Source organism: Flavobacterium sp. UBA6135 (genome assembly GCF_002428305.1).
Classification (GTDB): Bacteria; Bacteroidota; Bacteroidia; order Flavobacteriales; family Flavobacteriaceae; genus Flavobacterium.
Genome location: NZ_DIVJ01000004.1, coordinates 12,858 through 27,401, shown reverse-complemented (window position 1 = coordinate 27,401; position 14,544 = coordinate 12,858). Strand labels below are relative to the sequence as shown.

Annotated in this window: 13 protein-coding genes and 1 tRNA gene; 5 read left to right on the top strand and 9 right to left on the bottom strand. The window is 32.9% G+C overall.

Annotated features, from left to right (window positions below; translation table 11 throughout):
• Nucleotides 1-28 precede the first annotated feature (28 nt).
• Nucleotides 29-2,518 carry a DUF5686 family protein gene (locus B3L86_RS01070; RefSeq protein WP_291114036.1) on the top strand — a complete coding sequence of 830 codons (2,490 nt, stop codon included), beginning with the start codon at nt 29-31 and terminating at the stop codon, nt 2,516-2,518.
• 2 nt (nt 2,519-2,520) lie between these two features.
• Here the strand turns inward: B3L86_RS01070 and B3L86_RS01065 are convergent, their stop codons facing one another.
• Nucleotides 2,521-2,847: a DMT family transporter gene (locus B3L86_RS01065; protein ID WP_188361146.1), complete on the bottom strand. Its 327-nt coding sequence runs from the start codon at nt 2,845-2,847 to the stop codon at nt 2,521-2,523.
• Between the two features lie 130 nt (nt 2,848-2,977).
• Between B3L86_RS01065 and B3L86_RS01060 the strand changes: the two genes are divergently transcribed.
• From B3L86_RS01060 to B3L86_RS01045, 4 genes are all read left to right on the top strand, one after another.
• Entirely contained in the window at nt 2,978-5,389 is a 2,412-nt protein-coding gene (locus B3L86_RS01060) for an efflux RND transporter permease subunit (protein ID WP_291114032.1), read from the top strand.
• A 44-nt stretch (nt 5,390-5,433) separates the two neighbouring features.
• Nucleotides 5,434-6,870, top strand: a complete 1,437-nt coding sequence (asnS, locus tag B3L86_RS01055) for an asparagine--tRNA ligase (RefSeq protein WP_291114029.1) — start codon at nt 5,434-5,436, stop codon at nt 6,868-6,870.
• An 87-nt stretch (nt 6,871-6,957) separates the two neighbouring features.
• The gene (rpoN, locus tag B3L86_RS01050; protein WP_291114026.1) at nt 6,958-8,421 is read left to right on the top strand and encodes an RNA polymerase factor sigma-54; all 1,464 of its coding nucleotides are present in this window, start codon (nt 6,958-6,960) and stop codon (nt 8,419-8,421) included.
• Nucleotides 8,422-9,036: a hypothetical protein gene (locus tag B3L86_RS01045; RefSeq protein ID WP_291114023.1), complete on the top strand. Its 615-nt coding sequence runs from the start codon at nt 8,422-8,424 to the stop codon at nt 9,034-9,036. It abuts the gene before it with no gap.
• On the opposite strand, the gene B3L86_RS01040 is transcribed toward B3L86_RS01045, so the two are convergent.
• The 8 genes from B3L86_RS01040 to B3L86_RS01005 form a co-directional block, all read right to left on the bottom strand.
• On the bottom strand, nt 9,031-9,714 hold the full coding sequence (locus B3L86_RS01040; protein WP_291114020.1) for a porin family protein: 684 nt from the start codon (nt 9,712-9,714) through the stop codon (nt 9,031-9,033). The two genes, B3L86_RS01045 and B3L86_RS01040, sit on opposite strands and share 6 nt — an antisense overlap.
• Before the next feature lie 80 nt (nt 9,715-9,794).
• Complete coding sequence (locus tag B3L86_RS01035; RefSeq protein ID WP_291114017.1) at nt 9,795-10,268, bottom strand: ExbD/TolR family protein; 474 nt, start codon at nt 10,266-10,268, stop codon at nt 9,795-9,797.
• Nucleotides 10,269-10,289: 21 nt separating this feature from the next.
• Nucleotides 10,290-10,889, bottom strand: a complete 600-nt coding sequence (locus B3L86_RS01030; protein WP_291114014.1) for an ExbD/TolR family protein — start codon at nt 10,887-10,889, stop codon at nt 10,290-10,292.
• A gap of 2 nt (nt 10,890-10,891) precedes the next feature.
• The gene (locus B3L86_RS01025; RefSeq protein ID WP_291114011.1) at nt 10,892-11,308 is read right to left on the bottom strand and encodes a hypothetical protein; all 417 of its coding nucleotides are present in this window, start codon (nt 11,306-11,308) and stop codon (nt 10,892-10,894) included.
• Nucleotides 11,309-11,328: 20 nt separating this feature from the next.
• Nucleotides 11,329-12,132: a MotA/TolQ/ExbB proton channel family protein gene (locus B3L86_RS01020; protein WP_291114008.1), complete on the bottom strand. Its 804-nt coding sequence runs from the start codon at nt 12,130-12,132 to the stop codon at nt 11,329-11,331.
• Between the two features lie 82 nt (nt 12,133-12,214).
• Nucleotides 12,215-12,302 (bottom strand) — tRNA-Ser (locus tag B3L86_RS01015).
• Nucleotides 12,303-12,380: 78 nt separating this feature from the next.
• Complete coding sequence (locus tag B3L86_RS01010; protein ID WP_291114007.1) at nt 12,381-13,409, bottom strand: asparaginase; 1,029 nt, start codon at nt 13,407-13,409, stop codon at nt 12,381-12,383.
• Nucleotides 13,399-14,535 (bottom strand): 1-acyl-sn-glycerol-3-phosphate acyltransferase, encoded by a 1,137-nt coding sequence (locus B3L86_RS01005; protein ID WP_291114005.1) that lies wholly within the window; start codon nt 14,533-14,535, stop codon nt 13,399-13,401. The genes B3L86_RS01010 and B3L86_RS01005 overlap by 11 nt, the downstream gene beginning before the upstream one ends.
• Between the last annotated feature and the right edge of the window lie 9 nt (nt 14,536-14,544).

Genomic DNA, 14,544 nt, shown 5'->3' with positions numbered 1-14,544 from the left:
ATTTACTTTTGTGATAAGAATACACTGCATGAAACAACTACTCTTTTTGTTTTTATTTTTTACAATTTCAATTTCCGCTCAAAACACTTTGAATGGAATTGTTAAGGATGTTGATTCTAACAAACCTATTCCTTATGTAACTATTGCATTTTCTTCAGGAGAACAATTGTTTACTGACGTAAATGGAAAATTTAATTTTTCGTATTCTGATAACAATTTACCCATACATTTTATTCGTTCAGGTTATACCAAGAAAACAATAACACACAGTGTACAATTTGAAAAGACTATTTACTTAGATCCTTTATCTAAAGAAAAAAGACAAGCTGCTGAATTATTTTCTATTGAAAATGCAGAAAAAATCATTACAAAAGTTTTTCAAAATAAAAACAAAAACAACCCTCAAAAAGCCATTTCAAGATTTGAATTTAAAAGTTATAATAAAGTAACAATCACTGCTAATCCGGATTCAATTGTTGGAAGAATTGACAGTGTTTATAATCCCAAAAAAAACAAATTTAAAATCGATTCTTCCGATTATAAATTCAAAAAAATAATTGAAAAGCAACATCTCTTTCAAACTGAAAAAATTTCGCAGTTCCAGTGGGAAAAGAATTTTTTTAAAGAAACGGTAGTGGGTTCAAAAATGTCAGGTTTCAAAGAACCTATTTATGAAGTTATCGGATTAAAACTGGAAACCTACAATTTATATGATGACAAATATGATTTGCTTGAATCAAAATACGTTAGTCCCATTTCTAAAATTGGTTTATCCGATTATACTTTCCAACTTATTGACTCAACTTCTGTAAATAACAGACCCTCGTATGTGGTGTTTTTTAAAAATAAAAAAAAAATAAATCGGAAAGGTTTAGAAGGGATTTTATTTATTGACCAAGAAAATTATGCTGTTTCAAAAGCAATATTTCGAATTCGAGGAATTTTGGATTTAACTTCCATTCATGATTATGAATTCAATGATGTGAAAAAATTATGGTTCCCATCAACAACCGAAATTAAAATCGTAAAAGGAAAAAATGACGATCCCATAAAAGTGCTTGGCGGAACAATTATTTTTGAAGGTGAATATAAAAACACGGAACTCACCCGACCTAAATATGCTTCCGATTTCACCTATTTAGATTCAAAAACTTCCTATTTTGATATAAACTTTGAACCCACTTCTTCTTTAAACAACAAAACGTTTACGATAGAAGTTTTAGAATCAGCCATTAAAAAAGACGAATCCTTTTGGGATAATTATAGAAAAGAAAATTTAAGTTTTAGAGATAAAAACACCTATGCCTCGCTCGATAGCATCTCAATGCAACGTGGCATTGAATCAAAAATACTATTTGGCAGAAAAATCATCAATGGGTATTTACCGGTTGGCCCGATAGATTTTGATTTAAAATACCTTTTGAGTTATAACAATTATGAAGGTTTCCGACTTGGAATTGGCGGAAAAACCAACGATCGCTTTTCAAAGAAATTCAGATTAGAGGGTTACACTGCCTATGGTTTGAAAGATGAAACCATAAAATACCAACTTGGTGCCGCAACCCGAATTGGCAACTATTCCAACTCATGGATTGGTGCTTCCTATACTGATGATGTGAGTGAAATTGGTAGTACAAAATTTAATATTGACAAACGGGTTTTTAAAATTTATGACCCAAGACCCATCAACGTTAGTACTTTTTACAACCATCAAACTTGGAAAGGTTTTGTAGAAACTAAAATTTTACCTAAAACCGAAAGCATTTGGCAATTGAACAGAAGTCATGTGACACCTTTGTTTGATTATGTTTTCAATTTGAATGGAAATCTTTATACCAATTACACCATGACCACTGCTTCGGTATCCATGCAATGGAATCCGTTTAGTGATTTTATGCATACGCCAAAAGGTAATTTTGAAGTTGAAAAACGATTCCCTAAGTTCACTTTTCAATGGACACAATCGATGCCTGATGTATTTGAAAATGATTTTTCATTTGGTAAAATTGACATTAGGGCTGATTATGAAAAAAAATATCTGAACGGTCAAAAAACGTCACTTTTAGCACAAGCGGGTTATGCTTATGGCGATGTCCCACTAACGCATTTATACAACAATCAACCCAACAATCTTGACAGAGACCGATTGTTACAACGTGTAACTGTTGCCGGTAAAAACAGTTTTGAAACCATGTATTTCAATGAATTTTTTTCGAATCGTTATGTAATGTTGCATTTTAAACATGGTTTTAAACGAATTGAACTTTTTAAGAAAGTAAAACCTGCTTTGGTTATGGTTACCCGAATGGCTTGGGGCGAAATGGAAAAACCCGAGCAACATATTGGTTTGAACTACAAAACCTTGAACGATGGTTTTTTTGAGTCGGGTATTGAATTAAACCAAATTTACAAAGGTCTTGGTTTAGCCGGATTTTATCGATATGGCCCAAATCAATTGAGTAGATTTGAAGATAACATCGCATTAAAAATCACATTTTCACTTGATTTAGGAATCTAATTTTAGTTTGAAACTAATTTTAACCCAACAATAGAGGCGATTAAAGTGGTGATAAAAAACACTCGCCAAAATTCAGCCGGTTCTTTAAAAATAAAAATCCCAACTAATACTGTTCCCACTGCTCCAATGCCAGTCCAAACAGCATAGGCCGTCCCGATAGGTAACGTCTGCACAGCTTTATACAACAAAAACATGCTGATTGTTAAGCTAATAAAAAAACCAATCATCCAAAAAAGTGAAGTGGAACCAGTAGACTCTTTTGCTTTTCCCAAACAAAATGCAAAGCCTACTTCAAAAAGTCCGGCGATTATCAAAACTATCCAATTCATGATTTTTTAATTTATAGATGAAGCAAAGATAAAACATGATTTCATAGGTAACTAAATTACCATAATATTACTTTGTCAACTTAAGTTTTTTAGCATAAATGCTTACCTTTGCAACCATTAAAAAAGTAGTATGGCTAAATGGTTTAGCGTAGGGTTTTGGGAAGCAATTGCCAGAATTATTTTAAGAAACAGAATCTTTATTCTTTCACTGATTGCACTTTTCACAGTATTCATGGCGATACAGTGGAAGAACATGCGTTTTACTTATACTGAAGCTAATTTACTTCCTGACCATCATGAGGTTAATGAAGAATACAACCACTTTTTAGATAAATTTGGCGAAGAAGGAAATTTGATTATAATTGGCATTCAAGATACCACTTTTTTTACATCTAAATCATTTGATGCTTGGACCAAAATGATGGAAACACTCAAAACAGACAAAGCTGTTGAATTTGTAGTTTCCGTTGAATCATTGCAAAAACTTCAAAAAAACCAAGAAGACGAAACCTTTGAAATGGTGCCTCTTTTTGATCCAAAAAAAGAGAAAAACAACTCTTATCTAGCTCAAATTGAGAAAGAACTATTTGAAAATTTGGTTTTTTATGAAAACTTACTTTACAATAAAAAAACAGGAACTATTCGTTCGGCAATATATATAGATAAAGAGATTGTAAATACACACGCACGCAAAAAATTTATTGACGATGTATTAATTCCCGAAATAAAATTATTCGAAGAAAAAACCGGAATTGACCTAAGAGTTTCGGGCATGCCGTACATCAGAACTTTAAATTCTCAAAACATTATTGATGAAATTGGTCTTTTTGTTCTTGCTGCATTATTGATTACTTCTATAATTTTCTTCTTCTTTTTTAGAAGTTACAGAGCCACTTTTATTTCAATGTGTGTGGTAATTATCGGCGTAATGTGGGCTTTTGGAACCTTAGGATTACTCGGTTTTGAAATTACTGTTCTTACCGCAATTATTCCTCCGTTAATTATTGTAATTGGAATTCCGAACTGTATTTTTTTAATCAACAAATACCAACAGGAAATCAAAAACCATGGTAATCAGGCAAAATCATTGCAGCGGGTCATTTCAAAAGTAGGAAATGCAACTTTGATGACCAACCTTACAACGGCAGCAGGATTTGCAACATTCATCATTACCGACAGTGAACTTCTAACAGAATTTGGTATTGTAGCTTCGTTAAACATTGTATTGCTTTTCATTTTGTGTTTGCTGGTGATTCCGATCATTTACAGTTTCATGCCGTTGCCAAAAGAAAAGCACTTGAAACATTTAAATAAAACTTACACAAAAACTTTTGTAAATTGGATTGAAAAAACGGTAAAAGAAAAAAGCATTTCAATTTACATCTCAGTAGTAGTGCTTTTAGTGGCAAGTATTATTGGTATTTATCAAATCAGAATTTCCGGGAGTTTAATTGAAGACATGCCCAAGAAAACCGATTTCTTTAGAGACATTGTATTTTTTGAAAATGAATTTGATGGGGTTATGCCTCTGGAAATCATGATTGACACAAAAAGAAAAAAAGGTGTAATGAAGCTTTCAACCTTAAGAAAAATGGATGAACTTCAAGAGACGATTAGTGAAATTCCTGAATTGTCTGCTCCTTCTTCTATTGTTAATTTGGTTAAATATTCAAAGCAAACGTACTATAATAACAATCCGGAATATTATGAGCTTCCAACGGCTCAAGAACAAGGATTTATCATGACTTATGCAAAAAATGCAACCAAAGGCGGCAAAGAAAATCTAATGAAAAGTTATGTGGATAGTACCGGACAATATGCCCGAATTACTACTTTCATGAAAGATATCGGCACTGATAAAATGGTGAAAATTGAAGAAAAATTGTGGGACAAAATCAACAAAGTATTTCCGCCAGATCAATATAAAGTAACCCTAACCGGTAAAGCTTTGGTTTTTCAAAAAGGAACCTCCTATTTGGTTGACAACCTAATTTTGTCGCTTTTGTTTGCTATCTTTTTGATATCGTTGTTTATGGCCTATCTGTTCCGATCATTTAAGATGATTTTGGTTTCTTTGTTGCCAAATATTTTACCGTTACTAATAACCGCCGGAATGATGGGTTATTTGGGAGTTCCCATAAAACCATCAACCATCTTGGTATTTAGTATTGCTTTTGGAATTTCTGTTGATGACACCATTCATTTCTTGGCAAAATACAGACAGGAACTGAAAGCTAACAATTGGAAAATTCGCAAATCGGTTTTTAATGCACTTCGCGAAACAGGTGTAAGTATGTTCTACACCTCTATCGTGTTATTTTTTGGATTTTCTGTGTTTATGATTTCCAGTTTTGGTGGCACGGTAGCATTAGGTGGATTGGTTTCTGCAACATTATTATTTGCCATGCTATCTAATTTATTATTATTACCCGCTTTATTACTTTCGTTAGAAAAAACTATTGCAAACGAACAAGCATTTATTGAACCAAAAATTGATATTCTTGCTGAAGATACTATTGAAAACGAATTAAATGATAAATAAAAAAATACATTCAATTATATTTGTATACTGAAAAAGTAATGAAAATGAAAAACAACAAAAAAGTAAAAGACCTTTTAAACGCCACCACTACTCTTAACGATATTACTGTTAAAGGTTGGGTAAGAACATTTAGAAACAATCAATTTATTGCTTTAAATGATGGTTCTTCCATTCACAATATTCAATGTGTTGTTGATTTTGAAAACACATCGGAAACTGTATTAAAAAGAATAACAACCGGAGCCGCATTATCTATCAGCGGAAATTTAGTAGAAAGCAAAGGTGCCGGTCAGAAATATGAAGTACAAGTGCTTCAATTGGAAATTCTAGGCGATTCTGATGCTGAAAAGTATCCGATGCAGCCCAAGAAACATTCTTTAGAATTTCTAAGAGAAAATGCCCATCTTCGGGTTAGGACCAATGCATTTGGAGCTATCATGAGAGTGCGTTCTACTTTATCATTTGCAGTACATCAGTATTTTCAAGAAAGAGGCTTTTTCTATGTAAATACGCCGATAATTACAGGTTCTGATGCCGAAGGTGCCGGTGAAATGTTTAAAGTAACCGCTTTGTCATTTGACAAAACACCGCGAACTGAAGAAGGAAAAGTAAATTATAAAGAAGATTTTTTTGGAAAAGAAACAAACCTCACTGTTTCCGGACAATTAGAAGCAGAAACCTATGCCATGGCATTAGGTCAAGTCTATACTTTTGGCCCAACATTTAGAGCAGAAAATTCAAATACATCGCGTCATTTGGCCGAATTTTGGATGATTGAACCGGAAGTTGCCTTCAATGATTTGGATGCCAACATGGATTTGGCAGAAGATTTTATAAAATATGTTATAAAATATACGGTTGACAAATGTGCTGACGATTTAAAATTCTTAGAAACACGATTGTTAGAAGAAGAAAAATCAAAGCCTCAAAATGAACGAAGTGAAATGAGTTTAATGGAAAAATTGAATTTCGTTATGGAAAACAATTTTAAAAGAGTAACTTACACAGAAGCTATAGATATTTTACGTAATTCTAAACCCAATAAAAACAAAAAATTCCAATATTTAATTGACGAATGGGGGGCTGATTTACAAAGTGAACACGAACGCTTTTTAGTTGAAAAGCACTTCAAATGTCCCGTAATATTATTTGATTACCCGGCAAAAATAAAAGCATTTTACATGCGTTTAAATGAAGATGGAAAAACAGTTCGAGCCATGGATATTTTATTCCCCGGAATTGGTGAAATTGTTGGAGGATCGCAAAGAGAAGAACGTTATGATGTTTTAGTTGAAAAAATGAAAGCTCTTGGCATTGATGAAGAAGAATTATGGTGGTATTTAGATACACGAAAATTCGGAACCGCAGTGCATTCCGGTTTCGGATTAGGCTTTGAACGTTTGGTATTGTTTGTGACCGGAATGACAAACATTAGAGATGTAATTCCGTTTCCAAGAACACCGCAAAATGCTGAGTTCTAAATTTGTTTCAAGTTTAAAGTTTCAAGTTGTTGTAAGTTCAACAACTTGAAACTTGAAACCTTAAACTTTTAAACAAAAAATTAAACAATGTTAAAACAAAATCTACAATTCAAATTATCTCAAAAATTATCTCCTCAACAAATCCAGTTGATGAAGTTAATTCAATTGCCAACGCAGGCATTTGAACAGCGTCTCAAGGAAGAAATGAATGAAAATCCGGCTTTAGAAGGCGGAAAAGAAGAAGGTGATTTGGAAGACGATTACGAAAAAGATGAATTTGACGATTATGAAGAAGATGAATTTGACCGTATTGATGCCGAAGACATTAATATTGATGAATACTTAAGCAACGACGAAACACCCGAATACAAATTACAATCTAACAACTATAGTGATGATGATGACGATAGAGAAATGCCGTTTGCTGCTCCGGTTACCTTTCATCAGGATTTAATAAACCAACTCAACACATTTATCTTATCGGATGATGATAAAGATATTGCTGAATTCTTAGTAGGAAGTATTGATGACATGGGTTACATTCGAAGATCCTATCAAGACATTGTTGATGACTTGGCTTTTACACAAGGTATTTATACCGACGAAGCCAACGTTGAACGTGTGCTACACATCATTCACGAGTTGGAACCTGCAGGAGTTGGAGCAAGAGATTTACAAGAATGCCTGCTCTTGCAATTGAAACACAAAACTCCAACAGAATCAATCACGTTAGCTATAGATATTATTGAGAATCAATTTGAAGCATTTACCAAAAAACACTATGACAAATTGCTTCAAAAATATAGTATATCAAAAGAATTATTAAAGAAAACCATTGAAGAAATTGAAAAGCTCAATCCAAAACCGGGTAGTGCTTTTACGGGAAATAATAAAATTATAGAACATGTTGTGCCTGATTTTACCATTCGAATCAATGAAGGTGAGCTTGAACTTTCATTAAATGGAAGAAATGCTCCCGAACTTCATGTGTCTAAAGATTATCAGGAAATGCTTCAAGGTTATAAAGATTCTCGTGAGAAATCAAATGCACAAAAAGAAGCCGTTCAGTTTATTAAACAAAAGCTTGATTCCGCAAAATGGTTTATTGATGCTATCCGACAACGTCAGGAAACGCTTTATGTCACCATGAATGCCATCATGCATTATCAGGAAGAATACTTCCTTGAAGGTGATGAAACAAAGCTAAAGCCAATGATTCTTAAGGATATTGCCGATTTGATTGGTTTAGATATTTCTACGGTTTCCCGGGTTGCAAACAGCAAATATGTTGATACGCCTTATGGCACAAAACTGATTAAAGAATTTTTCTCAGAAGCCATGAAAAATGATCAAGGTGAAGATGTTTCAACGTTAGAGATTAAAAAAATTCTTCAAAATGTAATTGAGGAAGAAGATAAAAGAAAACCATTACCTGATGATCAGTTAGCAGAGATTTTAAAAGAAAAAGGCTATCCGATTGCAAGAAGAACTATTGCAAAATACCGTGAACAACTTGACATTCCGGTAGCCCGAATGCGTAAAAAAATATAAGTGGTTGTTTTTAAAAAAATACTACCCCTGTTTTCATATATTTTTCACCCGTTATTTACGGCCTTTTTTGCTACTGCTTTTTATTTTAGTATCACCTCACAATTCTATGTATGGCAAGAGATTTTCCTCTATTCCATTCAAGTTATTCTATTAACGTTATTGCTGCCGCTTTCCATATTCTTCTTGTTGCTTTCAATCGGAAAGATTGATTCGATTATGGTTGAAAATAAATCGCAACGAAAAACACCTTTACTTTTAAACGCTACTTTGCTTTTAATTTTAATTCTTAAAAGCATCACTTATGATAAGGTTCCTGAATTATTTTTCTTTTTTTTAGGAGGAATAATTAGCTCATTGCTTGCGTTATTCTTTTTGTATTTTGATAAAAAAATCAGCATTCATTTAATCGGAATAAGTGCTTTAACTTGTTTTATCATTGGCCTTAGTTTAGCCTTTGAAGTTGATTTACTTTATACAATCAGTTTTTTTATTGTCATGATTGGCATGGTTGCCAGTTCGCGTTTAGTGATGAATGCACACAATTCTAATGAAATTGTTTTAGGATTTCTAGCAGGAAGTATTCCACAAATTGTACTGTTTTATTTTTGGCTATAAAATATAAAATTGCAATCCAATATTTATTGTTTTCAATTCGATAGTTTTATCATTGAGCTTGGCATTAGACTTAAAAATTGGATTTAGGCCATAATAGATATAAAAATTAATCGTATTATACCCAATCGCCATATAGGTTCCATAACTGAATTGTGTCAAATCTTTATTATTTGTAATTCTTTTAGATTGTCCATCAATTTCAAACTTTGCGGTGTCATACAATAAATATCCCACTTTAAATCCGGTATAAATTCTAAAAAATCGATGACTTTCCGGAGTTGAAGTTCGCCATCTAATTTCAATTGGAGCTTCAATAAAATATTGCGAAAACAAATTTGTTTTAAAAGAGCCTTCTACATCATAAACAATCACATCATTGATTTCTTCTGCTACTAAATTTTTCTTATAACCCAAATAAGCAAAACCAATTCCGGGTGCAATTGCAAAAGTTCTGCTCTTATTCAAAGGAATATCCCTCAAATAGCCAAAACTGAATCCGGGAGAAAATGATTTTTGAGAAACACCATCCGGTTTATTCTGCAACGAATTATAAGTAACCCCTAAATAAAAATGGTCTTCTCTATATAAGGAATCAATTTTTACAACAGGAATAGTGTCTTGTTGAGCCAAGATACTTTGACATTGAAGAAAGAATAAGAAAAAAAATAAAAAACGCATTATAGACTTTTGAAAGGATAAAAATACAAAAAAAGGTAACCCAAAACGGATTACCTTCATTCTATTTATTAAAGTTTAGACTATTCTAATACACTTCCTTTTTGAGTTGTGTAGTTTACTTTATATTGTTCAATTTTACGCAATTCTTGCTTAACATCTCCAATAATTCCCATCTTAGTATCCTTATCTACTTTTAAAGCTGTCGTTAAAACTTTTTCTAATTCAGGATTTCTTGATGCTCTTTCGGCCAAAACGAAGTTACGAATATCACTTACTTCAGAAAGTCTATCATTCAACTGTATCTTGTCCCCGGAACCAAATCGAGATTGATAACGCTCATGTGGCTTTCCGGCATAAATAAACATTACGCGGTCTTTCTTTTCCAATTTAGTAACCTGATCTGCTTTTGGCAAAACATTTTGCAATAATAAATCATTATCACGCATTACTGTAGCTACCATAAAAAAGAACAACAACATGAATACGATATCCGGTAATGATGCGGTTGATATTCCGGGTGTTCCTGATCCTTTTTTCTTTTTAAATTTAGACATAATTCTAAAATTTGCTATTAATTACTTTTTAGGTTCTGCTTCAGATAGTTTCTGAGGAAACATCGTTTGAATATCTTTAATCAAAGGCTCAATTTTCAATCTTGTAGATTCTCTGGTTTTTGGATCTTCAAACATGGCTTCTAATTCTCTAAAAGTTTTTCCATACTTGGCTTTACACTCTCGGTCTCTTAAGAAATAATAAGCTGCAACCAATTCATTTTGAACAGAAATGTAAGCCTTATAAGAAGTTTCAGCATCATTTTGCAACGATATAATTGCTTTATCCGGATTATCAGATGAACTAGGGTCTTTTGCACCTTTACAATACGTGCAACTTCCATCGCCACCGTTATCCAAAAAGGCAATAGCAGCTTCCCTCAATTCACTTAACTCCATAAGCTTTTCTTCAACTAACAATTGGTCGTTTTTATTAACCAATACCGTGAAGATATTTTTCATTTTAATTTCCGGTGGATCTTGCTGGTCTTCTATCGGGGGTAACTTTCTATTAATCCCTTGATCTGTTTCAATGGTTGTAGTAACCAAGAAAAAGATCAAAAGTAAGAAAGCGATATCCGCCATTGACCCGGCATTTACTTCCGGTGCACTTCTCTTTGCCATAATTATTTTTTAAGACGGTTATACCCTGTAAAAAACATCAAACCTATCGCGACTAAAGCCAAAATATAAAAAGCATTTAAACCAGTACTTACTAATTTGGAGGTGGTTGAAGAAACCTCTCCTGCCTCTACTTTTACCGGTGTGGAATCTGCCAATATAAAAGAGACTAAAAGCACACCAACAAAAGCCCCAACACTAATAAATGTTTTCTTAAGATCTCCTTTTTTAGATGCTAAGTTTTTGAATGTATATACTAAAACCAATACTATTGCAATTTTAAGCACTAAAAAAGCTACGTATATCATAGGTGAAATCATTCCGCCCTCATCTTCAGACGAAAACGCAATAGTTGCCCAAAAAACTACTGCAAGTAAACTTATTACAATAGCCGCTAATCGGGTAAATTTTTTAAAATTCATAAGTTACTTATTATCTGTTATTATTTGTTTTTGTAATCTACCAAGATATCAACCAAGCTGATTGATGCATCTTCCATGTCATTAACGATAGAATCAATTTTTGCAATGATATAGTTGTAGAAAACTTGAAGAATAATGGCAACAATAAGACCAAATACAGTTGTTAATAAGGCTACTTTAATACCACCTGCAACAAGTGAAGCATCCATGTTTCCGGCAGCTTGGATTTTATCAAAAGCCTGAATCATCCCGATTACAGTACCCATGAATCCTAACATCGGAGCAAGAGCGATAAACAAAGAAATCCAAGATACGTTTTTCTCTAATTGACCCATTTGCACGCCTCCGTAAGCCACTACAGCTTTTTCAGCAGATTCTACTCCATGATCAATACGATCTAAACCTTGATAAAAAATAGAAGCAACAGGTCCGGTTGTGTTTCTACAAACTTCTTTTGCAGCATTAACACCACCTGATTTAAGAGCATCTTCTACATCTTTAATTAATTTTTTTGAATTAGTAGTTGACAAATTTAAATAAATGATTCTTTCGATTGCAATGGCTAATCCAAGAATCAAACACAACAATACAATCCCCATAAATCCAGGACCACCCTCAATAAAACGTAGTTTTAATTCTTGAGTAAATGATCTTTCTGAAGATTCAACTGCATCGTCTGCAAGAGCATCAACTTGTGGTGTTTCTTCTGCAACCGTTTCAACAGCAGCAGGTTCTGAAGTTTGAATTGAATCTGATTCTTGAGCTTGAATGGTTCCAAACAAAAACAAACCAGAGATAGCTAAAATAGAAAATAGTCTTTTCATTTTTTTTGTTCTTAATTTTAATTAGTTAACAGGTTAAAGGTATTAATAAAAATTCTTATATAAAAACATATTTTTTAAACAGCGGAGAGAAAGGGATTCGAACCCTTGATACCCTTTTGGAGTATACACACTTTCCAGGCGTGCTCCTTCGACCACTCGGACACCTCTCCCCATACATTTAAAGTATGCATTTACAAGGTGCCAAATAACAAAAAAATTATCACTTGGAAAAATTTAATTCGTTATTTTTATGACAATTCTCCTCTTAAAGGTGTTTCGAAAATGGTTTTGAACACTTTAGGTGAAACATTTTGTCCTAACAGATACATTAATTTACAAATTGCTGCTTCAGTTGTTATGTCTTTTCCCGAGATAACTCCTATCTTTTTTAATGAACTACTAGTTTCATATTGTCCCATATTCACACTTCCACCCGAACATTGTGTTACATTAATAACGTAAATTCCTTTTTTTATTGCACTTTTCAAATCGGCCACAAACCAATCGTCTGTTGATGCATTTCCGGCCCCATAGGTTTCTAAAATAATTCCTTTTAAATTTGGAACCTCCAATAGTGCTGAAAAAACAGCATGATTAATTCCTGGAAACAATTTTATAATTACAACATTACAATCTAAATTTTTATGAACATGTAATTTTAGTGTTTTATTTTGCGTTGGAAGCAGTTCATTATTTACCTTCAAGTGTACCCCCGACTCAGCTAATGGGGGAAAATTGGGAGATGAAAATGCTTTGAAATGTTCTGCATTTACTTTGGTTGTTCTGTTTCCTCTATATAATTTATATTCAAAATACAAACACACCTCTTGAAAAACCGCCTTATTCTTTTGACGTAAAGAAGCAATTTGAATTGCTGTTATTAAATTTTCTTTCGCATCTGTTCTCAAATCACCAATTGGTAATTGCGAACCTGTAAACACAACAGGTTTAGAGAGATTTTCTAACATAAAACTCACCGCAGAAGCACTATAAGACATCGTATCGGAACCATGCAAAACAACAAATCCATCAAATTTTTCGTAATTGCTTTCAACAATTTCTACAATTTCAACCCATCGTTCAGGATTCATATTGGAAGAATCTATAGGTTTTTCAAACGAATACGTTTCAATTTCACAATCCAATTGTTTTAATTCAGGAATGCGTTGCAAAAGCTTTTTGAAATTGAATGCCTTTAAAGCACCTGTTTCAAAATCTTTTATCATACCGATGGTTCCACCAGTATATATCAAAAGTATTTTTGCATTATTGGGCATTTTCGTACTTCATTTTGTTAACCACCGGATTCGCATACATAGCCAAAAAACTTTCTATTGCTTTTAAATTTGTGCTGTCAATTTTCATTTCCAACCTTCTCTCAAACAACATTTTTTCATTTTCAGTATAATGATTTTCAAAACGATTGGTGTTATACAACAAGTCATAAGCTATATAATTGGTTGGCCAAAGTTTATAGGTAGAAAGAATTGCATCATCAATTGTTTGTGCTAAAGCTTGAATTTGCTTGTTGGAATTATCAACATTCGATTTGATTTGGTCTATTTCTTGGTCAAGAACACCTGCCACATGAATGTGAATGCGTTTTTTCTGCCCCATAATGCCACTCAAAAGAGTAATGAAATCCTCATTTTTCTCTTTAATATATATTTCATTGTTAGCTTCAGCAATCAATTGCGGCATTTTTAAAGCATCCGTTGGATCATATTCATAAGAAATTGACACCGGAACTATTTTAATCTTCTTAAAATAATCCATCACCTGATTTTCATCAGACCCCATGGCAAGCATTTTTAATACACCTTGATGGGTTGCATCATTTCCATCTTTGGTTCTTCCTTCCCGTTGAGCTATCCAAACAGAACGATTTTCTCGTTGCAATAAATGTCCAATATATTCCGACATTAATTTAGACGATTGCAATAATTCTCTTGGTGGTAGGTTTCTTAATACCAAAAAATTTCTGTTTAACTTGGAAAGTTTTAATAAAAAATCTTTTTTTACTAAATTATCTCCAATTGCAGATGCTGTCATCACCAACTGATGATCATATAAAGACACATTTAACAAAGAGGTATCTAAAATAATATCTCTATGATTTGATATAAATAAATATGAAGTGTTTTTTTCTAAAGCATCAAAACCGGAAGTTGTCAATCCATCTGAACTTCTTTCCAGTACTTTCTGTACCGATTCATAAATGAAATTTACTTGAAAATCTCTGATTGAGTGAGTTTTCTTTAATTGTTCCATCCAAACAGATTCATCAATTTCAGGATAGGTGAAATTCATCATAGCCTTCATCATTGGATGATTTAGTATGGAGCAAATTCCTTCATTAACCTCACTATCGTAATAGGGTCGAATTGAATCAAATTTTGACATTAACTGTTT

Coding starts and splice junctions, on each gene's coding strand:
- B3L86_RS01025 (WP_291114011.1), bottom strand. CDS start 11,308: ATGAATTTTAAAAAATTTACCCGATTAGCGGCTATTGTAATAAGTTTA.
- rpoN (WP_291114026.1), top strand. CDS start 6,958: ATGTTAAAACAAAATCTACAATTCAAATTATCTCAAAAATTATCTCCT.
- B3L86_RS01010 (WP_291114007.1), bottom strand. CDS start 13,409: ATGCCCAATAATGCAAAAATACTTTTGATATATACTGGTGGAACCATC.
- B3L86_RS01030 (WP_291114014.1), bottom strand. CDS start 10,889: ATGGCAAAGAGAAGTGCACCGGAAGTAAATGCCGGGTCAATGGCGGAT.
- B3L86_RS01065 (WP_188361146.1), bottom strand. CDS start 2,847: ATGAATTGGATAGTTTTGATAATCGCCGGACTTTTTGAAGTAGGCTTT.
- asnS (WP_291114029.1), top strand. CDS start 5,434: ATGAAAAACAACAAAAAAGTAAAAGACCTTTTAAACGCCACCACTACT.
- B3L86_RS01070 (WP_291114036.1), top strand. CDS start 29: ATGAAACAACTACTCTTTTTGTTTTTATTTTTTACAATTTCAATTTCC.
- B3L86_RS01060 (WP_291114032.1), top strand. CDS start 2,978: ATGGCTAAATGGTTTAGCGTAGGGTTTTGGGAAGCAATTGCCAGAATT.
- B3L86_RS01020 (WP_291114008.1), bottom strand. CDS start 12,132: ATGAAAAGACTATTTTCTATTTTAGCTATCTCTGGTTTGTTTTTGTTT.
- B3L86_RS01005 (WP_291114005.1), bottom strand. CDS start 14,535: ATGTCAAAATTTGATTCAATTCGACCCTATTACGATAGTGAGGTTAAT.
- B3L86_RS01040 (WP_291114020.1), bottom strand. CDS start 9,714: ATGCGTTTTTTATTTTTTTTCTTATTCTTTCTTCAATGTCAAAGTATC.
- B3L86_RS01035 (WP_291114017.1), bottom strand. CDS start 10,268: ATGTCTAAATTTAAAAAGAAAAAAGGATCAGGAACACCCGGAATATCA.